This is a genomic window from Pandoraea communis (assembly GCF_902459745.1).
In the GTDB taxonomy this organism is placed as follows: domain Bacteria; phylum Pseudomonadota; class Gammaproteobacteria; order Burkholderiales; family Burkholderiaceae; genus Pandoraea; species Pandoraea communis.
Window position 1 is genome coordinate 362,897 of record NZ_CABPSJ010000002.1, and the last position, 18,521, is coordinate 381,417.

28 protein-coding genes are annotated in these 18,521 nt (G+C 55.7%); 1 reads left to right on the forward strand and 27 read right to left on the reverse strand.

The window, feature by feature from the left end:
* Positions 1-141: 141 nt before the first annotated feature.
* The 27 genes from PCO31110_RS07990 to PCO31110_RS08120 all read right to left on the reverse strand — a co-directional run bounded on the left by PCO31110_RS07990 (position 142) and on the right by PCO31110_RS08120 (position 17,744).
* Positions 142-561 (reverse strand): hypothetical protein, encoded by a 420-nt coding sequence (locus PCO31110_RS07990; protein WP_150690092.1) that lies wholly within the window; start codon positions 559-561, stop codon positions 142-144.
* Positions 562-577: 16 nt separating this feature from the next.
* A complete protein-coding gene (locus PCO31110_RS07995; RefSeq protein WP_150690093.1) occupies positions 578-1,009 on the reverse strand; it encodes a phage tail fiber protein in 432 nt (143 codons plus the stop codon).
* A 9-nt stretch (positions 1,010-1,018) separates the two neighbouring features.
* A complete protein-coding gene (locus tag PCO31110_RS08000) occupies positions 1,019-2,518 on the reverse strand; it encodes a DUF3383 domain-containing protein (protein WP_150690094.1) in 1,500 nt (499 codons plus the stop codon).
* 3 nt (positions 2,519-2,521) lie between these two features.
* Positions 2,522-3,085: a phage neck terminator protein gene (locus PCO31110_RS08005; RefSeq protein ID WP_150690095.1), complete on the reverse strand. Its 564-nt coding sequence runs from the start codon at positions 3,083-3,085 to the stop codon at positions 2,522-2,524.
* Positions 3,082-3,486: a hypothetical protein gene (locus PCO31110_RS08010; protein WP_150690096.1), complete on the reverse strand. Its 405-nt coding sequence runs from the start codon at positions 3,484-3,486 to the stop codon at positions 3,082-3,084. The genes PCO31110_RS08005 and PCO31110_RS08010 overlap by 4 nt, the downstream gene beginning before the upstream one ends.
* A complete protein-coding gene (locus PCO31110_RS08015; RefSeq protein ID WP_150690097.1) occupies positions 3,483-3,944 on the reverse strand; it encodes a hypothetical protein in 462 nt (153 codons plus the stop codon). Before PCO31110_RS08015 ends, PCO31110_RS08010 begins: the two co-directional genes overlap by 4 nt.
* Positions 3,932-4,348 (reverse strand): DUF4054 domain-containing protein, encoded by a 417-nt coding sequence (locus PCO31110_RS08020; RefSeq protein ID WP_150690098.1) that lies wholly within the window; start codon positions 4,346-4,348, stop codon positions 3,932-3,934. Before PCO31110_RS08020 ends, PCO31110_RS08015 begins: the two co-directional genes overlap by 13 nt.
* A gap of 14 nt (positions 4,349-4,362) precedes the next feature.
* On the reverse strand, positions 4,363-4,731 hold the full coding sequence (locus PCO31110_RS08025; protein WP_150690099.1) for a hypothetical protein: 369 nt from the start codon (positions 4,729-4,731) through the stop codon (positions 4,363-4,365).
* Between the two features lie 3 nt (positions 4,732-4,734).
* Positions 4,735-5,766, reverse strand: coding sequence for a major capsid family protein (locus PCO31110_RS08030; protein WP_150690100.1), 1,032 nt, complete (start codon positions 5,764-5,766; stop codon positions 4,735-4,737).
* Between the two features lie 3 nt (positions 5,767-5,769).
* Positions 5,770-6,258, reverse strand: coding sequence for a structural cement protein Gp24 (locus PCO31110_RS08035; RefSeq protein ID WP_150690101.1), 489 nt, complete (start codon positions 6,256-6,258; stop codon positions 5,770-5,772).
* A gap of 10 nt (positions 6,259-6,268) precedes the next feature.
* Positions 6,269-7,642: a DUF2213 domain-containing protein gene (locus PCO31110_RS08040; protein ID WP_150690102.1), complete on the reverse strand. Its 1,374-nt coding sequence runs from the start codon at positions 7,640-7,642 to the stop codon at positions 6,269-6,271.
* Positions 7,643-7,715: 73 nt separating this feature from the next.
* Positions 7,716-8,504 carry a phage head morphogenesis protein gene (locus tag PCO31110_RS08045; protein WP_217427270.1) on the reverse strand — a complete coding sequence of 263 codons (789 nt, stop codon included), beginning with the start codon at positions 8,502-8,504 and terminating at the stop codon, positions 7,716-7,718.
* Positions 8,501-10,150 carry a phage portal protein gene (locus PCO31110_RS08050; RefSeq protein WP_174979409.1) on the reverse strand — a complete coding sequence of 550 codons (1,650 nt, stop codon included), beginning with the start codon at positions 10,148-10,150 and terminating at the stop codon, positions 8,501-8,503. Before PCO31110_RS08050 ends, PCO31110_RS08045 begins: the two co-directional genes overlap by 4 nt.
* 12 nt (positions 10,151-10,162) lie before the next feature.
* Positions 10,163-10,492, reverse strand: coding sequence for a hypothetical protein (locus tag PCO31110_RS08055; protein ID WP_150690104.1), 330 nt, complete (start codon positions 10,490-10,492; stop codon positions 10,163-10,165).
* 14 nt (positions 10,493-10,506) lie between these two features.
* A complete protein-coding gene (locus PCO31110_RS08060; RefSeq protein ID WP_150690105.1) occupies positions 10,507-12,015 on the reverse strand; it encodes a PBSX family phage terminase large subunit in 1,509 nt (502 codons plus the stop codon).
* Positions 12,016-12,017: 2 nt separating this feature from the next.
* Positions 12,018-12,452, reverse strand: coding sequence for a hypothetical protein (locus tag PCO31110_RS08065; protein ID WP_150690106.1), 435 nt, complete (start codon positions 12,450-12,452; stop codon positions 12,018-12,020).
* A gap of 485 nt (positions 12,453-12,937) precedes the next feature.
* Positions 12,938-13,306: a hypothetical protein gene (locus PCO31110_RS08070; RefSeq protein ID WP_150690107.1), complete on the reverse strand. Its 369-nt coding sequence runs from the start codon at positions 13,304-13,306 to the stop codon at positions 12,938-12,940.
* Positions 13,306-13,815 (reverse strand): hypothetical protein, encoded by a 510-nt coding sequence (locus tag PCO31110_RS08075; RefSeq protein ID WP_150690108.1) that lies wholly within the window; start codon positions 13,813-13,815, stop codon positions 13,306-13,308. The genes PCO31110_RS08070 and PCO31110_RS08075 overlap by 1 nt, the downstream gene beginning before the upstream one ends.
* A gap of 9 nt (positions 13,816-13,824) precedes the next feature.
* A complete protein-coding gene (locus PCO31110_RS26245; protein WP_150690109.1) occupies positions 13,825-14,196 on the reverse strand; it encodes a RusA family crossover junction endodeoxyribonuclease in 372 nt (123 codons plus the stop codon).
* On the reverse strand, positions 14,193-14,936 hold the full coding sequence (locus PCO31110_RS08085) for a hypothetical protein (RefSeq protein WP_150690110.1): 744 nt from the start codon (positions 14,934-14,936) through the stop codon (positions 14,193-14,195). Before PCO31110_RS08085 ends, PCO31110_RS26245 begins: the two co-directional genes overlap by 4 nt.
* The gene (locus PCO31110_RS08090; RefSeq protein ID WP_150690111.1) at positions 14,929-15,696 is read right to left on the reverse strand and encodes a hypothetical protein; all 768 of its coding nucleotides are present in this window, start codon (positions 15,694-15,696) and stop codon (positions 14,929-14,931) included. The genes PCO31110_RS08085 and PCO31110_RS08090 overlap by 8 nt, the downstream gene beginning before the upstream one ends.
* Positions 15,696-16,055, reverse strand: a complete 360-nt coding sequence (locus PCO31110_RS08095; protein WP_150690112.1) for a Ref family recombination enhancement nuclease — start codon at positions 16,053-16,055, stop codon at positions 15,696-15,698. Before PCO31110_RS08095 ends, PCO31110_RS08090 begins: the two co-directional genes overlap by 1 nt.
* On the reverse strand, positions 16,052-16,591 hold the full coding sequence (locus PCO31110_RS08100; protein ID WP_174979411.1) for an NUMOD4 domain-containing protein: 540 nt from the start codon (positions 16,589-16,591) through the stop codon (positions 16,052-16,054). The genes PCO31110_RS08095 and PCO31110_RS08100 overlap by 4 nt, the downstream gene beginning before the upstream one ends.
* Positions 16,563-16,973: a recombination protein NinB gene (locus PCO31110_RS08105; RefSeq protein WP_150690114.1), complete on the reverse strand. Its 411-nt coding sequence runs from the start codon at positions 16,971-16,973 to the stop codon at positions 16,563-16,565. The genes PCO31110_RS08100 and PCO31110_RS08105 overlap by 29 nt, the downstream gene beginning before the upstream one ends.
* Positions 16,974-17,053: 80 nt before the next feature.
* On the reverse strand, positions 17,054-17,260 hold the full coding sequence (locus tag PCO31110_RS08110) for a hypothetical protein (RefSeq protein ID WP_150690115.1): 207 nt from the start codon (positions 17,258-17,260) through the stop codon (positions 17,054-17,056).
* Positions 17,257-17,484 (reverse strand): hypothetical protein, encoded by a 228-nt coding sequence (locus PCO31110_RS08115; protein ID WP_150690116.1) that lies wholly within the window; start codon positions 17,482-17,484, stop codon positions 17,257-17,259. Before PCO31110_RS08115 ends, PCO31110_RS08110 begins: the two co-directional genes overlap by 4 nt.
* On the reverse strand, positions 17,481-17,744 hold the full coding sequence (locus tag PCO31110_RS08120; RefSeq protein ID WP_217427271.1) for a transcriptional regulator: 264 nt from the start codon (positions 17,742-17,744) through the stop codon (positions 17,481-17,483). The genes PCO31110_RS08115 and PCO31110_RS08120 overlap by 4 nt, the downstream gene beginning before the upstream one ends.
* Before the next feature lie 80 nt (positions 17,745-17,824).
* Between PCO31110_RS08120 and PCO31110_RS08125 the strand changes: the two genes are divergently transcribed.
* Complete coding sequence (locus PCO31110_RS08125; RefSeq protein WP_150690118.1) at positions 17,825-18,508, forward strand: S24 family peptidase; 684 nt, start codon at positions 17,825-17,827, stop codon at positions 18,506-18,508.
* Positions 18,509-18,521: the final 13 nt, after the last annotated feature.

The following is an 18,521-nucleotide window of genomic DNA, read 5'->3' on the forward strand; positions in this document are numbered from 1 at the left end:
TCTCAACAAGATCGTATAGGTCTTGCGTCCCCAAGACCGTAGACAGTTCGCCGAATGTTGCATACCTAGAGCGTGTAACAAGATCAATCGCGTCTGAGACGTTAGGGCACGAAAGTGTCTCTACATACTCGCCGCCACCCATTACCCTCGGGAGGTCGAGCCGGCGGCGGCTGTAAAAAAATCAAGATGGAGCTTCATGACTGCCGTGCGCAGTTTCAGACGCGTCGACACTTCCTCCACATCGTCTTCGGTCGGCTTGAATGACATTTCAGGATGGCGCGTATCACGGATGATATGAACGCATTCCCACATCTCTTCGAGCAGTGGCTCGGCCACATGAAACGGCAACTTCCCGAGCGCCTGTAGGCCGATAGCAAACAGACCGGACATGCCCGACTTTCCTATATCGTCTGGAACCTCGACGCCGGCCCCCATTAGGGCGAACAGAGCCCGCAGAGCCCAGCGCTCCGCATTGACCGCATCCATTTCCACGATCTTGAACGTCTTGCCGTTGTCTCGGCTCTTGTCGTCGATGGTGATTACAACTTCCTTGCGCGCCATGTTTTATGCTCCTTTCTCAGACCGGAGAGACGATGACATCGCCCCAGGTGATCTGGTATGCGAACGGCTGCAATACCTTTTGTGCCCCAGGCATCGATTTGATGCGCGACAGAACACCGTTATTCATGGTGTATAGCTTGCCGATCGAGGAAACGAGGATGGTTCCACTCGCCCAATATGATTCTTGCTGCGAGTTCTCAGCCTGCCACCACTGCTCAAACAGCAACAGAGACGGCGAATCGGCCTGCAATTCGATGGTCTGGACATGCAATTGCGGCAGCCAGCCGGCCGAAATGATGCCGTCCACACCCTTTTGGACTTCCTTCGTTGTCACGTCATCGCCAGTAAAAGCTGTATCGGAAGCGTAACCCTTGAGCGTCTGCGGAATCGGCAGGAAGTTGGCAACAGACAGGACAAACTTGGCGTTTGCCGAGGTAATCGAAGGCATGGTTCCCCCTTATTGGACAAGGATGCTGTTCATGGTGATCTGCTGCACGCTGCCGCCGTCCATGTACCAGAATTTCATCGGCGGCGTACCACGCGCTGCACGCACCTGAGGGGACGCCGGAAGAATCTGCAAGTACCAGCCTTGGGCGCTTAGAGTCTTATCGATCGCGACGCCGGCCGCGTTGTTAACGATTGCGGCCTGCTGGGCCGACAACGGTACGTCATTGCGAATCGCACCGAAGTTCAATGCTGCGTTGATCGGATCCATGCAAGACTGTCGAATCAAGCCATATCCATCGTTGTTGTACGGAATAGACTTGACTTGATCGAGCAGCGTCATCAATGCCAGTTGGAATTGGTTGTTAAGCCAAATCTGGTTGATGTATGCATCAAGCCAGTCATATTGGCCGGCTACCGACCCCGGCATCAACCAAATGAACCCGTCGTTTCGGGTCGCGTACTGGCCGATATAGTTATAGCCGTTGGCCTTCAGGTTGTTAGCGATATCAACGTCCGTGACATCCGCCGTCATTCCTGCCTGCGACTTGAAGGCATATGTGATCCGGCCATTCGTCGCATTGAAATCGATAGAAGCAGTCGATCCCATGATGAACGCGGCGCGAAGAACGCCGACCGAGGCAGGAACCCAAATCGGGCACACACCATCGTCATTTGCTGCATCGACTTGATAGCCAAACGAAGTCGTCGCAGCGCTCGATGTGGTCGGGCTGGCGTCGGTATCCCACGCGATATATGCATACTGCTTGTTTTGCGCGACTTCCCATGCAGCGAATGCCAACTTGGTAGCGACGTCTGGCTCCCACATCGTGGTGAACGTCACCCAATTTTGCGAGAGTTTGATAAGCCTCTGCATTGCGGTGGCCGGCGTGTCCGCATCTGCGCCGGCACTGAGGATCGCGCCGTTTGTCTGCCCCAACAGCAAACCGGCCGCAAGGGTGCCGGTTGCGTAGGTCATGCTAGATGTGGTCGCACCCGTCGTGGGCGACGAGAACACAAAGCACGATTGAATCGAATCGAAAGCTACCGTCGGCACCTTGGCGCCCGTGAACGCAGCCGCGATGATCGTTGCCGCGTTGGAAAAGCTGGTAGCAGTGGCAAGGTTGATACTGCCAGATGTCACAGCAGTGCCATCAATCGTGAAGGTCAGCGTACCCGACAACGCCTGAAGCTGTGAAAGCGTCATCGAAGCGAGCGATGCCCCGCGCAATTGAGCAGCAAGCGCCACATCGGCGTAGCGGAATAGGCCGAGTTGTGCGGGGAGTGCATCCGAGTTCGTGAAGCCTTTGAAATACACCCCTGATGCACCGTACTCAGGCGATGTAAGTCCACATGCATTTCCCACCGACGTTGCGCCGGCGTACCAATTGAGAACACCAAACGGGATCTCAGCGCTCTTCGTGAGCATCACCCCATTCATGACCAGCGCGGAGCCGCCCGCGCTCACCACCTGGGGAATAACGTTGACTACTTGGCTTGCCGGGATCGACATGGTTTAGGCTCCGGGAGGGTAAGCCGCGTCGACGTTGATGAATTCCTCGATGGCGAGTTCTTCGGCAAAGTCTTGCGGAACGGTTGTTACTGAGTTGACCTGCAAAAGCGCTTCAACCATGAAGCGCTGTTCATACTGTGATTCGCCGTCGACAATCGGCATGTTCTTCGCATCGTCGGCATGTAACGGCTGGATTTCGGGATTGATGGCAGCAAACGCCTGGCATGCGTACTCATCGCGCCAAAGCGTCGCTACCATGTCCGCATATTCCTGAGCTGCCGGTCCATAGAAGTCGATTTGCACTCGTGCTTCTGTCCCCATTCGGGCCTGCATCTTTCCGTCCTGCGGTGCGGGCAACGGCTGTGTGTTGCCCACGTAGTCATTCCAGTTGGTTGCAAGCCGCGTATTGCCGATCATCCAGAACTGAACGTAGTTCGGCCCTGTCGGCGCAGGAAGGCGATTGTCGTAGCCTTGCACCACCTCTACGCCATTAGGAACGACGCCCAGCAAGAACGAACGAACAGCCGTCATCACGTCAGTTTGAGTGATCGAGATCGTCGCGCTCATTGCTGCTTATCCAATTGCAACTGGATAGCCAAGGAACACCAATCCGGCCACGTTTCGTAAACCTGCACTACCAACCAACGAGTGTTCGCCAAGACGACTGGCATGCCCGCACCAGAACCAAAATCAAAGAGATCGCCGCCGCCCTTGCCTACACGGAAAACGCTCTGGAAGTTTCCGTTCAGATACACGCGTCGCAGAACACCCGTGATGTTTTGCTCATAGAGATGTTGAAGACGACCAGCATCGAGCGCTTGCACCTGCACAGAAACCGGAATGGACGTGTAGGCAGGAATTCGCGTACCGTCTGGGTTCGTCGTATAACCTGTCGACTGCTTGATCGTGGCCGCAACAAACGGGTTGATAGACGACACGAGGCCGGAAGCTATTCCATGAAGGTTCATTCCCTGCCTCCCTTCCCGTCCGTATCAACGACCTCGTAAGCAATCGAGTTCATCATGTTTTTCGTATCGCGAAGCGTCTGCCCGTGGCCTTTCCTCTCCACCGTGCTTGGTGCATTCGGGGGGCCAACGCCTGACGCTATGACACCTTTCATGTGAGCAACCGCCAATTCCCCAACCGTCTTAAGCGCGGTCTCGGCATCGTCTCCCGCACTCAGACGAGCCGCGAGTGCCTTAACCCAAAGATCAGACTTCGTGTCGGCAGTGATGCGCATGAAAGGACGTGGGGGGCTGTTTTCCGAGCCGTACTCATCCAGGAATGCAACCGTCGCTGTCGACTCACCATCCGGATATGTCGAACCCTCAAGAATCCCGACTGCAAGCCCTTTCTTGTGCTTGTTCAGGATTTGGGTCAGCGCCTCGTCCAGCTTCGCGCCACCGGCGACTTTTAGTGTCGACATACCGGCACATACGGATACATTTGAAAGCTTCGCCACGGCAGTATCATTTGCCAGTACATCGCTCCGTACTGGCTCTGATTCCAATAGGCGGCGTTCTGGCTGTTAGATGCTGCAATCCCAGCCGTTACGGTTCCTTCCGTAGCATTCGTCATCTGCCCAACGATTGCTGCGCCACTACCATCACCTGCCATCGCACGTCCCATCAGGAATGCGATATGGGCAGTAATCAAATACAACATCGTCTTGCGTACATCGACGTTACAAACCGGCGAGGCGTCGGTGTTGTTCAGAAAGAGTTCGGCCATACCAAAATAGGACGTAGCTAACGATTCAGACACCGACGAAAATGTCGGGAACATCGCAAGCCATTCCGTATAGTTGAACTCGACAACACCACTCGCCATCGCCGACTCCCTCGTTAGGCTTCGATGTTTTTGCCGTCGTCTTTCGAAGCGTCAGCCTCCGGGTTGATCGGCTCCAAGCCAACCTTTTCGGTCTGCTCTTGCGCCTTCTCAACACCTTCATCCGCCTTAGCTTGATCCTGTGCGAACGCAACTTCATTGGCGATCACCGGATGCGAGGCGTAGCGTTTCTTCACGTCAGCCCACGCGTCCGGATCGACGCCATACGTGACACCATGACCAGAACCATCAGCGGCCGCGATGGCCCCCTTGTGGTTCCACCCCTTCAGAACCAGTTGCTCACCATTCGATAGCGGGAAAGCAATGCCCGAAGGGAGCTTGCAGAAGACGACGAGCTTGCTCGTGGATTTCGTTTCACCGGCCATGTCTTAAACCCCCAGCATCGATTGGCAATACACCGGGCGATACCAGATCGCGCCCCATGCACCGTTTGACTTCTTCTCGGCGAAGCTCGACAGGCGACGAACTACGCCATGCGAGCGCAAACGTTCGTTGAACGCTACTTCCACGGTCGGCTGACCTTCCACGTCTTCGGCGATGAGTTGGAACAGATTGCCACCGGCCAGCGTTGCGTATTCCGGAACCTTAACGAAGCGAAGGTTCGGGAACGAAAGCTTGAGACGATCTTTCAACACCTGACCGAAGCTATTCTGCTTGGTCAGGTTCGCCTCGACTCCCGGAGGAAGAACTGCGGCCATCTTCGTGTCGGAATCCACGAGACCATTTGCTGCAGTAACGAGGTTGTTGAAAACGGTCTCGAAGTCTGCAAAGATTTCATCGCTCGTCTTCAGCTTCCACGTATTGCCACCAGCACCGGTACCTGGTGCAACCGGCGTCGGCAAATCCGGGTCGTTCGTCAGCCCGTAGTTTTGCAGGCCGGCAACGCCGAACAGATAGATCAAGTTTTCCTTCTTGCGCAGCGTCAGTGCCGAAGCGGCTTGCTGCTGTGCCGCGTAGTCGATGCGCGCTTTGGCAGCCACCTCCATTTGCTTGTCGCCCCACTCGGTGATGGTCTGCGAGCGATAAGCTTGGCGCTGCGGGAAGTTCGCGTTGTGGCCCGAACGACCGTTGCCGGCCATGTCGCCGTAGGGCGCAGTTTCGCCGGTCGATTCCACCGACAAGAACGTCGACGTGTCGGTCGCGAAGTCGCCCTTCTGAACCGCTCCACCGGCCACTTCTTCGGCACGCATCGGGGCAGTCAGAATCTGTACGACGCGCGGATCGACATAGTTCGTCATCCACTGCGGCACGCCGTTGTTCTGCACCGTAACCAGCGGTCCTGGCGTCACAGCATCCATGGCAAGCGCCAGTTCGGTACGCTTAGCGTCCGTCAGCATCTCCGCGCCATGCGCGAAGTGAATGCCGTACTGGCGCAGGAGATTGACTTGTGCTTGGCTCATTTCTTATGCCCCCGCCAGTTGGCTGTGAGTGGAGATTTCGATGATCGCGCCCGATGCACCGCCGCGCGATACAACGAATTTGGTCTCGATGGCACCGGAGATCGTTGCCCCCTTGGCACCGAACTGCAACGTTCCATCGGCGAGCGTTGCGAACACCTTTTGACCGGCAGTCGCAGTAGCAGGAGCGAGAACGAAGTATTCGCCGCCCTCCGAGATTTGAGCCGTCTGGCCTGCGGGGATCTGCATCGACGCTTGGCCGAGGAATGCCGTGATAAGACCTTGCTGATCGCGTTTGACGAAGCCCAGCGGTGAACCGGTACCGCTTTGCGTCACTTGGTTCACCGGATCGGACGACAGCGGCCACACGAAGGTGCCGACTGTCAGGACCGTGTTCGCAATGCGCGAGAGGACCGATTCCGGGTTGTCGGTCGAGCGATCGCCCGAAATGCCGATCTGCGGAAGCAGGTTGACGGAAGTCTGAAAGCCACTCATGGTGCGCTCCTTATCGTTGCTTGATGCTAGCCAGACCGGCGAATTGCTCGGTCAAGGACTTTTCGGCGTTGGCCGCATCAGCGGCGATGGCCGGCGAAACTGCCGGAGCTTTTGAATGCTCGACAAGCATGTGAGCCATGCCCTTGTAGGCTGCTCGGTCATACTTGGCCGGATCCTTGCCTGCGGCCTTGATGGCGTAGGCGTAAATGTCTTCCGCAGAGTCGAAAGCCATCGCATCGATCTCGCCGGTAAGCGGCTTGACTTCACCGGCAGCGCGGAAGCGCCCTTGCAGTTCGGCGGCGACTTCTTGCGTCACGGCCTTACGGATGGTCTTGGCGTCCATAGCACCCTTCGCAGGTTCAGTTTTGCGGGCACCTTCGGTCGACGTGGCCGTCGATGCGTTGTCCTTTGCCGGCTTGTCGACGTCTGACTTATCGGCCTCTTCATCTTCGGCATCCGAGTTGCCATCGTCATCGATGTCCTCGTCCTTGCCGCCGCCTTCACAATCTGCGATGAGCTTCTTCAGACCTGCCAAGAGCTTCGCGCCCATGTCGTCTTCGTCGGCGGCCGTGCCGCGATCACTGCGGCGCCCGTCCGGGTCGTCCGGATCCTTCGCGCCTGGATCAGCACTGTCTTTTCCTTCTTCGGCTTGCGTTGCCGCGAGTGCTTCGATGAGCGTGTTTTCGATCGCTTCGGCGTCGATCATTCCGTCCTTGGCGATGAACGATTTCGTCTTGCCGCGTGCGGCTACAGCTTGCGCGAGACGGGCCGAAAGCGCCTTCTTCTGAGCTTGGTTGAGTTTCACACTAGCCACCTTTTCAGGAGTAGAGATTGCAGAATCGGCGACCAGTACATCCGGCCCGGCCCGTCCTTCAACGACAGTTGCAACGTGATTTCCGTGGATATTCGTCATCACTAGGTCGTATGGCTGACCATGGTAGACACCTTTTTTCTTGCTGGCGGTGTAGTGATATGCGCTGGACAATTCGCGTTGCGATTCGTCGTTGATGCGGTCGATATAGTCCTGATCCCAGACGGCAATGCTGTTCTTCAGGTACTCACCATCGAAGCGCGCGTTGCTCCCGACCGTTCCGATTTGCTTCTCTTTCTCGGGCTTGGACGAAGAGACATGGATATGCTTCGCCAACAGTGGAATGTTGTTGAACGTCGATGCGGCCTTTTCTAGTTCTTCTGGCGGCCGAAAGACTTGATAGATGGTGTCTGGGTCAAGTCCGAGGTCTTGATATCCCGGAATTTCGTATCCCCAATAGGGATTGACACCAGCCTTGGAGATGTTCGTTTCGGAGACGTGCAGGCGACCGTCCTTATCGACGGTTCGAACCGATTCACGGTCCATTGCGATCAATTCGGGCTTGATGGGCATCCCCTGTTACCTTCTATGCCTGATGCGATTGAGCAGCATCATAGACACCAGAAAACGCCACATCACGCCTAATTCAGTCGTTTACCCCTTCAATGATCGGCTCCCATGTGCAGCCGCAGTTGATTTCCTCCCCGGGCATCGTCCATTTGCCGTCGAGATACATGCCCTTGCTCAGATCAAAGACCTTCCCACTAGCGCGGACATGCGATTGACGCGGCTCTTTGCCGCCACCTGTATGCAACCAACGTCCTTGGGTGATCCCCAAATCGGCCTGTCGAACCCTCATCAAGTTCGACGTCGCCTTGTTGTTCTGGTCGTTAGCGATCAATTTGGCGCGGCGACGAGTGACGCCATAGCGCTTCTGCAGATCATCAGTCATGGCCGATAGATCCCGCCCATTCGATACGCTGCGCATCACAATCCCCTCAACTTGGGTGTGATATTCGCTTTGGATGGACTTGATCAGGCTCACGTTCTCTTTGATGAGCGCCTGCATGACGTCGTTGGACGTAAGCGTGTCCTTTACAGACACCGACAGACCAGTGACCCTCGCCGCCTCTTTCTTTAGCGCGTATGTCGAATGCTTATCGACGCCAGCGACAAACTCCCTGGCGTACTGACTTGCCCGCTTCGCGAACATTCTCTTCCATTGCCTAGATAGGCTCGCAAGCTCAGACATGAGGCTAGACGATGGGCTGTCGTCCATCGCGATAGCGTCCTCATTCTCTCTATACCGGGCACGTAGCCAGTAGAGATAGGAACGCTGCATCTGCCGGACAAGGTTGTCCAATTTGGCGCGATAGGCTTGCTCTACGCCGAGGTTAGGCTGGACGCCCCGAATCTTGGGGCGCGGCTTCTTCATTTGGCGCCACCGTTGGGAAGGTCATCATCCTCTTCCTCGCCACCGGTACCTGTTGCGTCTGGATCGTCGTCATCAGTGGGAACAGCATCAGGCAATGTGTCCGTGTCAAGAGCGTCATATCCGGACGAGGGATCGCTACCCACACGCTGGCGCTCTTCCTCTCTAGAAATAGTCTGGTTCGCGATCAGAATATCGCCCGTCTCAGCGTTGAGCTTATTGACGCGAGCCGTCTGCTCGGGGTCTGGCTTGTAGAGCGACAGGAAGCGGGATTTGATGGCTGAATCTACCTCTCCCCAAAGCCCGATCATGATGATATCGAGCACCTTAGCGAGGTTATCAGCCCAGTTCGACGCTTGCTTGCCGGCGCAAAAGTCATACCAGTTGCGCATATCGAACTCGCCGGTAGCGCTCAGCCCAGTGGGCGACAGGCCAAAATACTTGGTCACGGGAGTTCGAGCTACCCCGGCAAGGAACTGCATTGCCTGGAATACGATGTCCGAAACACCAGACAACGGGGTGTTGACCTGAACGAATTCTTCCTTCTCCATGTCAATCGTCAGGAGAGATCGGTTGTGCTTCTGCTGGCTGAACATCATTGCCCGGTAAGCTAGATCCCTACCATACTCAGCACCGCCGCCGCTCAAAATCTGCGTCATATCAGTCTTGATGATGTTCTGCGAGAATTTGTCGACCAGATCAGCGGCAGCCACACGAGCCGTATCGAACTTGTCGACATAATCGATCATCATCTGGGCGAGCGGGATGCCGAAGAAGTTGTAGGCAGGCTTCAGCAGCACAGGGGGGATGTTGTCAGCGAAGTGAAGCAGCCGCGTCGAATGCGTCTCCCGCCCCATCACATACCACGACTCGGGACGGTAAAAATTGTCCTTGAGCGGGTTGTCCGCATTGTATGGAGCCGGATAGACATTGATCGGCTCAATCAGCTTAAGAGCTTTGATGCGAGGCTTGCCGTCCTTCTGGAGCTTAGCCTTGTCCATGACAAGAGGCGTTTTCAGTTCCGCCTCATCGTCGGGGTCGTTCCCCATGTCAATATAGAGCATGCAGCCGCCGGCATAGCCAGTCTTGGCCTCAGCATCACGGAATCGCTTCTTGACGTGCAGGCGATCCATTTCCTCTTGAATCTGACGAATGCGATCCTTGATTTCGTCCTTTCGATCAGGATCGTCCTCAAGCGCTTCCTGCTCCGTAGAGAACAATTCCACGAACTCTCTAGCCATTTCGTCAGCGCGGGCTTCGATTGGCGCCCGGATAAGCGGATGCTGCTCAAGCAGCGCAAGTACCCCATAGCCAACGAACTCAGAACCGTTGACGGTCTGCGAATTTCGGAAATTCCCGAGGACATGGGCCATACCATTGCATACGCCGTCCATCGCAATCTGCGCCTGTCCACCCTTCCGGTTGGGGTGGCGATCCATTACACCCTGGGGCACTACACCGGGAGCAGGCTGATACGGCTCAAATTTGGCTCTTGCTGAATCTTCAGGCGTAGTGATCGACCCATCCGCCGACATGTGCATCTTCGCCAACGCAAGCAGATTCTGTGCAGCGTCGGGGCGGATGTTAAGCCCCTTCTTTTTTTCAGGGGTAGTCGGCACGGCCGCTACTTTATTGGTTGTCGTGACCATGCCTATCATCCCTTACGAAAGATCCGATGCCTTGTAATCACCCGTCGATTCAGCCTTGGCGGAAGCCTTCGAGTGCAGACCGAGCAAATCACCGATTGCGTTCAAATCTTCCCGCAGGCGATCCACGGCCGCAGCCTCAATGCCTTCGACCTTAGCGATGAAGGCATGCAGCCCAGCGAAGCGCTCGACCGCGCCCGCATGCGAATCAGCGGTAATGATCACGGAATCGCCAATCGCAGCCTGAATTGCCGCCTGAGCTTCGCTCGCATCAATCTTCACAGACACCGCTAGTTTTTCATCCGTTGCGTCCGCGTTCTGATCGATCGAATCTGCCTTTGCCATGATGAACTCCAAATTTAGCTATGCGCCATAGAAGCGCGGGCTGCGGCCATAGCCGCGTCAGGGTTGATTTTCAATCCAGTACGGCCTCGGATGAACCCATCCATGCTGTAACGGATACCATCGATGTGGTGATTCCACTTGTCCACGATCACCGGCAGGATCTCACCAGTAATTTTGTCGACCTTGTATGAGTAGTTCTCAAATTCCTTGATGGTGTTCACGCAACGGGTATGGATAACGATCTCATCAAAGCCACGCAAAAACGTTATGCCGTCCTCGACCGACCCTCCCCACTTCTCAGCCGCCGAGATGTTGAACCCCTGCTTCTTGACTAGGCTGATCGTCTCTGGACGAGCGCAGTCAGCCTTTATGGGCCACACGCGAGCGCCTGGGATGCCTGGAAACTTCAAGTCGTCAGACGGTTTCCACTGCAAGGATTGCGTTCCTCTCATCCGATCCTTACCGGCAAACAGTTTCCAAATCTCATCTAGGTCAACGCCGGCGCCCTTGTTCTGAGCATGGCTGTTAGCTTCGTAGTCGATATACAGAGTGTTGCCCTGCACGAAGGCACGATTAAGCGTCGTCGGGTCCTGTGCAAAGCCCCAGTCGGCGCCGAAGAAGAAGCGAGCATTAGCCGGCGTCTCGAAAGCTGCAAAACGGAACTTGCCAGAGAATATGAGTTCGTCGCTCTTACGGTTAAACTTGCCTTCCCAAATCCAGTTGTACCGGTCCAGATCCCGCGCCCGCATCTGGTCGCGCTGAATCGCCAATTCCTTCGGCAGCCACGGATTGTGGTTGTGGTTGCAAATTATGATGAGCACGCCATCAGGGTCGCCAGAGTCGTACACGCCGTCATTGGCAGCCAACTGGTCCTCGTAAGGCGCGACAAGATCCGCATAAACCGGGTCATGCTCCTTGTTCGGGTTGAACGATATGACGACTTCGGATCCCGGCTCGCGGATCGTCGGCATCAAATAGTCCAACGAAGCGCGCGAAATGTTCTCAGCCTCATCAATCCACGCGGTCGTTACCCCCGAAATACCCTTAATCGCTTGAATGTTTCGATACATGCCCCGGAACATGAACCTGCTGCGCGTGCCTGGAACAATGATCGAATTCTTTCGAGTAAGGAACGTCTTTCCAAGGCTGCGCCGCTCGATTTCATCGTCTAACTCAGCCTTGCTAGAATCCTCGATAGAGTTCTGAATCTCACGCAGACAAAGAACCCGTTCCCGCTGAACCTTCGCCTTTCCAACGAGAATCGACACGATAGTTCGTGTCTTCATCGATCCCCGACCACCAACAACAATCTTCAGACGTCGCTTGTATAGCAACGGCTCTAGGCGTTCACCGATGAGGACGGTTGGCGCCGCATCAGTCAATTCCCCTCGCACGTCGCGACAACGCAGGACGTTGCGATCCATGTCGCAAATCCCGAAGACCGGCGGTGCGTCATCCTGTTTCATGCTCTCGGACACACGCTCAAGCCGCTCAATGCGCGCCAGCGTTACGCGAGCGGCCATGCCTATTGCCCCAACTCCCCTAGCCGCTCTTCGATCCGCCGCACCTTCTCAGCCAACTCCGTCACGTTGTAGATATCGAGCATGTTCTTAATCATCCCGATCATCATGTCGCCAACATCGGGCGGGCATTTCCCGTCCGCTACCGCGTCGATGATAGCCACCACTTTATCTACCGGGGCAGTCCCTCTCGGTATTTCAAACTGAACGTCCGGTAATGTTGCTTTGTGAATGGGCTGTAGTCGTGCAAGGATCTCCCGCGTCAGCATCGGATCTTCGCCAGTGATAGCGCGTCGCACGATAAGCTCATAGAAAGCCGCCTCATCAATCCCGGCCTCGTTCTTGAGCGCCTCAAGAAGCAGCGTCTTCGGAGTCTTACCGCGACGCTTGGCCGGCTGGTTATCCGAAGTAAATCGGGTAGCGACATTGGTATCTGCCACAGGCTTCGTTTCCTAAAAGTTTCCGTATATCAACCGTGCTTACGGCCTATCTCCGCACCATCATGCACAGTTCTTGGCGCCGCTTTATCTCAATGTCGTACCCGGATATCTCCCCTTTCAGGTTGATAATGACTCTCGGGGTGGCGACACTGGTATCCCCTCGATGTTTTGGCATCTTCACAGTCAGATCGGGACGCCGATAGCGCGGGGTTGTATGGGTGGGACGCTCTTCTATGCGGCCTTGAGCCACGAGAGCATTCAGGATCGGCAGGATCGCGGCGTTGCGAACCTTCATCTTGTCGGCAACCTTGTATGACGTATAGAACCGCCCAGGTGCCATGCGTGAGAAGACGTTTTCGGGTGACAACGTGTAATCTGCCGGTGGCCGTCCCATACACCCTCCCTTCAGGGAATCATCCGCAGTGCGGTTGTGACGCACAGAACCACGAGGGCCAGTGCGCCTATTACGAAGACCTTGATAGGGTTCATCTCGCCCCCTTGACCTCTGCCGATTCGTTACCCTTCTTCCTGCCGCGCTCCACGTAACTCCATGCGCAAAGCTGTCCGAAGACGTAAATCGCAGCGGTCACAAAGTGACCAAACCACGCGAGCGAACCGGCCAATGCGAGTATGGAAATAGCTGCCAAGACTGCTCGAACACTGGAATATGCTTTGGGAGGCAACGGATCGACAACGATGGACGCCAGCGTGACAAGGATCGACATGAACCAGATCCAGAACATGAGGACATTCCCTGCGGCCTGAATATCGAACCCTTTCCAAGCCACGAAAAATGCCGCTTCGAGTCCCGTCGGCACGGCAAATGAAATCCAAGCTTTGATTTGTGCGTTCATCACATCCCTCCAAACCAAGCCGCCATGATTTCGTGACGAGGTGGAATTGGCATCGACCCGGCGCGATGCTTGATCCGGTTGACTCGTGGAGCACCGTCACCGCGCAATCCACCCGAGATGCAATCCTCATCACTGACAAGGGAGTACTCTCTGGCGTCTACGGTGCTCGTGTGGCCACGGCCAGCGCTCACCTTACGAGTGCCGACAACCTGGGCTTCCTCGTTCTCGGTCAAGCGCGCAATAGCTCGATCAACAGCGTTATGCGAAAGGCCTGTAGCTTTCTCGATGTCGCGGAGCGTGGCCCGCTTTAGCTTCTCAAGCGACTTGCGCACCATGTCTGTCGGGCTTTCTCCACCACGCGGCCCGAGCTTCATACACCGAGCACGTCGGCAAATAGCGCTCATTTTTATTCCGAAATGTTCAGTAAGTTCCTTCGTGGATGCCTTGCGCTTCCACATGTCCCGCAGCGCGTCCTTCTGCTCTTGGTTCCATGAATGGCGTATTGTCATTTCACCCTCTCAACAGGTAATCGACGGCTCAATGACCGTCAAACTAACGACCGACATCCCACCTTTCACAATTTGACCTCGGTCAACGATCAGCACATCAACTTGCGAGTCGTCGTCCATGACTCCCGCATGTGTCAATGCATCCAAACAAGCCTTCACTCGGTTATCGATGTCCTGCCGCGCCCGAGTAGCTGGGTGCAAACGGATATGGACTTCTAGGCGCCTATCTCCGAAAGTAGGGGCGCCGGCAGCCACTACGGCAAGACTGACGGCTCTGATAAAGCGCATGTATTCCGCCGACCGATAGTTGCGACCACTTCCATTCCGCCAGATTCGGTTTGTGCTAGGCGGCATCGGAAGTTCAAGAGAAAGGTTTTTCATTGCTTAGCGCCTTCATAGGAAGCGACTGCTTCAGCAAACTGAGCCTTACGGGATTCCTCGGCTTCTCTGCGAACCCTCTCTGCCTCTTCTCGTTCTTTACGCTTGCGCTCAAGCGGAGAAACCAACGTTGCAGCGAACGCCTTAACCTGAGCGAGCCCTTCAAGCTGCTTTTCCGACGGTGGAGTTTCATCAAGCGGGGGCGGAAGCAAAGCAGCCACTGCCGGTGCAGGAAGTCTCCCAATACGCTGCGCCTCCCGCAAAACGACTTCTGCTGACTCCTTATCCCACCCAAGTGATGCAGACCATTGCACCCGTGCTCCTTGCGCTCTAGCTTGCGAAAGAAGCCGCGTGTAAGCGTCCTTAAATGCCATCCGCGCGCCAATCTTGTCCCCGGCGTTGAGTACTGGACGAGCGATTTCGAACGCTTGTTGCATTTCAGACGTCCAGACCACGGTGTCTTGTTCGCTCAACGCGGCCAGCGACATCGACCACGCTTCGTCAGCCTCCGGACGACCGTCGTTGCCAGAAATCTGCGCGATGATGTCGGCAGGCTTCGGGGCAAAGCGACCATGCACCGGGTCTTTGATCGCTGCATCAATGCCCTGGCGCACAACGGCCAACGGGTATTGCATCAAGGCACGGAAGAACATCGCCTTTGCAGTCGGTGCAAGTGACTTCCCATGAAGCGAATATGCGGCGTCAAGCAGTTCCGCGAACGCATCGAAATCGTCTTCAGACATCGATCACCTCGTGTTGTGGCTTATGGCCGAATAGCAACGCCTTGGCCGCCGCGTTGTCTGCATCGCGCTGGGCAGGCATGGGAACACCGTTGAACCGACCACGTGCCTCTGCGGCTCTCACGGTAGGCGCCGCATCCTGCGCACGGCAAAGCCAGTTCGTCAGAAAGCGGGCGTAGTTCGATTTTTTGTTTTTCGGGTTGGCAATGACCCAAGCGGCAGCTTTCGAAAGCTCCGCGTCCAGGCTGAGGGCTGGATAGGCTTCAGACCATGTGGAACGCTGCACATCGGAAATGCCGGTCCACTTGCCATGAGCGTCGAGCGCAATCGCGTTCGGCGCTGAAGAAGCGTTAGCTTCTTCTTTCTTCTGTTCTGTATCTGTTCTGTTCTGTTCTAGTGCGTTACTGGAACGTTTCGGTAACGTTTCATTCGTTTCAGCCTGTTGTTTCTGCTTCTCTCGATACCTGCGGACGCGCTCTGTGCTTGAGTCCGACTCATATTGGCGCTTGCTCCAGTTGAGCAAATTCCAGTCGGAATCGATGAAGCCGCGGCGCATGAAAACGTCCTTTGTTTCAGCAAGTTCCTGCTCAGAAACACGCATCGCAAACGCAATCGATGTTTCACGCTCCGTTACATGAAACGTTTCAATGCCGTTACTGCATTGCAGGCAAAAGAGCATGACGAGACGACGCTGCATGGCCTCACTCATCATCTGTACCTTCGGATCAGAAGCAAACTCCGAGTACATCCGGAACCAGTCCATTACGTGCTCCCGATCATCCCCGCAGCGATCAACGCGCCGTCAGGGACTTCCATGTCTCGTTGCTGTAGCCACTCGATGCACCAGCGCAGCAGATCCATCTGCGCGCCATAGCGCTTCTCGAAGCGGGCCTTGTAGGGGTGGACAGCGATGCGCCCAGGCGCTCCCGTGCCGTCTTGATGGTTGCCGGCCGACAGCGGAAGGACGAGCCAATGCGCGTTGGGCTTCGTTCGGCCGTCAATGTGATGGATAGAGCAGACCGGGTCGTAGAAGCCATCCATGCGAGATGCGACGCAACCGATCTCTCGCGCGAGGAGATCCCAGAAAGCCTTCTGGGCTTTGGTAGGGGCGCGGCCCTTCATACGTGACTCCACGTCAAGCGGCGAACGATCGCACTTACGTTCGACTTCGATATACCGAATCGCTCCGCAATGTCCTTCTGCGCATGCCCGGTCGAGGCGAGTCGCCGGATGGATCGAACATCCGCATCGGAAAGTCGGCTCGCACCGGACTCCACGCCTTTGCCGCAGCGCAAATTCTGTGCGAACGTGCGCCCGAGGGAGTTGATGGCGTGGTGCGTGTTCTGACGGTGCGTGCACCACTCAAGATTCGCCACTCTAGGATCTAGGTAGTCGCCGTTCAGATGATTCACACAAGGAAGATCATCGGGGTTGGGAAGGAAAGCTTCGGCGACAAGGCGATGGACATTGCGGCAGACGGTCTTGCCATCCACCCACGCGTAGACGCACAAATACCCATCTCGGTTATTCACGCACGCCTTCATAAACTGCTGCGACGAGGTGTTGCGAACGCGCCCGAGGGAAGAAACCTCGTACTTGCCGCCCCAGATCGAGACTGGCTTCCATACTTCAGAGGTTCCAATCGATGCCGAAGTCATGGGCAGCCTCCATTTGAATGCGCTCGATGAGTTCGCCGAAATGACCAACCGACAGATCAGCAGTCGACCAATAGACATGAATGATTCCGCCGTCGTCGAGCTGGTATTCGTCCTTCAAAAGGAAACGGCGGCGATAGTATTCCTTCCAGAACTCCATCGGGTACTGACGACCGTTCCACCACGCGTTGTCGGCAATTTCCTGCAACATGGCATGCAATTTCTTGTTCTGTTGCACGTTTCGCTTCTTCTCGTCCGTCGTCACGATCAGGCGGATGGGCTCACCTCGCTCGAAGCAGGCAAGCGCATTCGCCTTCACGAAAGCGATCAGATTTGGAAGGACACCACGGCGATCAAGACGGAATTCTCGGTAGAGGGCAGCCACACTTCACCTCCAGAACATCAGGTAGGTTGGGATGGCGATAGCCAGAAGCGGAGTGCAGTAGACGATGAGTTCGAGCATGGTCATTCCTCGTCATTCGGGACACTTTGTCCCTGCTTAGGACGCAGCAAGTGCGGCACTACCTTCGGGTGAAGGACGCCGTATGCGCTTTTCAGGATGTGCATGCCGAAATATTCATCAGCGGGGATACCCTCAGCCGCTGCTCGCGTGGCTAAGTCCGCCGCTTCGGGGATCGGCAGCTTCGCAGAGACGATTTGGTCATCGCTCATACAGCCACCCGGCGTGGGACACTTCGGCCCGAATCGTCACTGACCCCAATCAGATCGGCTGGCAAAGTACCTACAGCACCGAGCAAGAACTGCTCAGTAATGCGGGCCATCGCGGTGGAGTCGCTCTCTATGCCCTGCACAACCTTGAAATGCTGGAGGGCTTCATATGCACGATCACGCAGACGTGTCTTTACTTCGTTGCGAAATTCGGCTCGCTTTTTCATGCGGTCACCTGGAAGGAAGAAGCACTCGCAAGTTCGGGCCAAATTGCAATCCAATCTGCGGGATGAAGCATTTGACGAGTGACGGCACCACCTGTATCGACTTCGATTCGGTAGCAGAGCTTTGCGTCGAGGTTCAGATCGCCCTTATTCCAGCTCGCGATCCAGTTGGAAATGGTCTGTTGCTTCACGCCGAGACGATCAGCCATCGCGGTCTGCGAGCCGAAGATTCCAACGGCAATCTCAATAGGGTTGGTTGTCATGGCTATGCCCATGTTGTCTACAAATATATTTGTAGCACTCTACAGACAAATTTGCAAGCCGATCCTACAAAATCGTTTGTATGAAATTCCTTTATGAGCGCCTAGCATTGGCGATGACAGCCGCTGAATTTGATGTGGCGAGGGATCAAAGCCGTCTGGCACGGCTCGTCCCTTGTTCACCTCAGAACATCCAGCACCTGCTTGATCCAAACAAGAATGCAAAAAGCAGCAAGTTCCTACCCCGGATAGCCGAGGTTCTCGGATGCGACGTCAATTGGCTTGCATACGGAACAGGAAGTCCGCCCAGGAACAAAAATGAGCCGCTGCAAGAAGTGGAGCCGGCGCCAGACCTAAAAATGGGGCGACTAGTCCCAGTTGTCGGAGAGGTAATGGGAGGCAAGGAAGGAGCACTCGAAGAGTTTGCGTATCCAGTTGGATTCGGGGACGGTTACGTCGAATACCCTTCATCCGATCCGCATGTATATGCGCTTCGCGTTCGCGGGGATTCAATGCATCCGAGGTATCGCGCTGGGGAGTTCGTTGTAATCGAACCCAGCATTGAGCCCCAGGATGGCGACGACGTAGTTGTTATCTGCGTCGACGGAAGAAAACTGCTGAAGCAGTTGAATTGGCTAAGAGACGATGAGCTTCAGTTGCTTTCGATTAACAACGGCTATGCCCCCCTCACGCTAAAACGCAGCGACGTTCATAGCCTGCAACTAGTGGCGGGCCGAGCGCGAAGAAGCGCCTTTATGAAGACTTAAGATGGGCTCTGCG

Coding starts and splice junctions, on each gene's coding strand:
- PCO31110_RS07990 (WP_150690092.1), bottom strand. CDS start 561: ATGGCGCGCAAGGAAGTTGTAATCACCATCGACGACAAGAGCCGAGAC.
- PCO31110_RS07995 (WP_150690093.1), bottom strand. CDS start 1,009: ATGCCTTCGATTACCTCGGCAAACGCCAAGTTTGTCCTGTCTGTTGCC.
- PCO31110_RS08000 (WP_150690094.1), bottom strand. CDS start 2,518: ATGTCGATCCCGGCAAGCCAAGTAGTCAACGTTATTCCCCAGGTGGTG.
- PCO31110_RS08005 (WP_150690095.1), bottom strand. CDS start 3,085: ATGAGCGCGACGATCTCGATCACTCAAACTGACGTGATGACGGCTGTT.
- PCO31110_RS08010 (WP_150690096.1), bottom strand. CDS start 3,486: ATGAACCTTCATGGAATAGCTTCCGGCCTCGTGTCGTCTATCAACCCG.
- PCO31110_RS08015 (WP_150690097.1), bottom strand. CDS start 3,944: ATGTCGACACTAAAAGTCGCCGGTGGCGCGAAGCTGGACGAGGCGCTG.
- PCO31110_RS08020 (WP_150690098.1), bottom strand. CDS start 4,348: ATGGCGAGTGGTGTTGTCGAGTTCAACTATACGGAATGGCTTGCGATG.
- PCO31110_RS08025 (WP_150690099.1), bottom strand. CDS start 4,731: ATGGCCGGTGAAACGAAATCCACGAGCAAGCTCGTCGTCTTCTGCAAG.
- PCO31110_RS08030 (WP_150690100.1), bottom strand. CDS start 5,766: ATGAGCCAAGCACAAGTCAATCTCCTGCGCCAGTACGGCATTCACTTC.
- PCO31110_RS08035 (WP_150690101.1), bottom strand. CDS start 6,258: ATGAGTGGCTTTCAGACTTCCGTCAACCTGCTTCCGCAGATCGGCATT.
- PCO31110_RS08040 (WP_150690102.1), bottom strand. CDS start 7,642: ATGCCCATCAAGCCCGAATTGATCGCAATGGACCGTGAATCGGTTCGA.
- PCO31110_RS08045 (WP_217427270.1), bottom strand. CDS start 8,504: ATGAAGAAGCCGCGCCCCAAGATTCGGGGCGTCCAGCCTAACCTCGGC.
- PCO31110_RS08050 (WP_174979409.1), bottom strand. CDS start 10,150: ATGGTCACGACAACCAATAAAGTAGCGGCCGTGCCGACTACCCCTGAA.
- PCO31110_RS08055 (WP_150690104.1), bottom strand. CDS start 10,492: ATGGCAAAGGCAGATTCGATCGATCAGAACGCGGACGCAACGGATGAA.
- PCO31110_RS08060 (WP_150690105.1), bottom strand. CDS start 12,015: ATGGCCGCTCGCGTAACGCTGGCGCGCATTGAGCGGCTTGAGCGTGTG.
- PCO31110_RS08070 (WP_150690107.1), bottom strand. CDS start 13,306: ATGAACGCACAAATCAAAGCTTGGATTTCATTTGCCGTGCCGACGGGA.
- PCO31110_RS08075 (WP_150690108.1), bottom strand. CDS start 13,815: ATGACAATACGCCATTCATGGAACCAAGAGCAGAAGGACGCGCTGCGG.
- PCO31110_RS26245 (WP_150690109.1), bottom strand. CDS start 14,196: ATGAAAAACCTTTCTCTTGAACTTCCGATGCCGCCTAGCACAAACCGA.
- PCO31110_RS08085 (WP_150690110.1), bottom strand. CDS start 14,936: ATGTCTGAAGACGATTTCGATGCGTTCGCGGAACTGCTTGACGCCGCA.
- PCO31110_RS08090 (WP_150690111.1), bottom strand. CDS start 15,696: ATGGACTGGTTCCGGATGTACTCGGAGTTTGCTTCTGATCCGAAGGTA.
- PCO31110_RS08095 (WP_150690112.1), bottom strand. CDS start 16,055: ATGAAGGGCCGCGCCCCTACCAAAGCCCAGAAGGCTTTCTGGGATCTC.
- PCO31110_RS08100 (WP_174979411.1), bottom strand. CDS start 16,591: ATGACTTCGGCATCGATTGGAACCTCTGAAGTATGGAAGCCAGTCTCG.
- PCO31110_RS08110 (WP_150690115.1), bottom strand. CDS start 17,260: ATGAGCGATGACCAAATCGTCTCTGCGAAGCTGCCGATCCCCGAAGCG.
- PCO31110_RS08115 (WP_150690116.1), bottom strand. CDS start 17,484: ATGAAAAAGCGAGCCGAATTTCGCAACGAAGTAAAGACACGTCTGCGT.
- PCO31110_RS08120 (WP_217427271.1), bottom strand. CDS start 17,744: ATGACAACCAACCCTATTGAGATTGCCGTTGGAATCTTCGGCTCGCAG.
- PCO31110_RS08125 (WP_150690118.1), top strand. CDS start 17,825: ATGAAATTCCTTTATGAGCGCCTAGCATTGGCGATGACAGCCGCTGAA.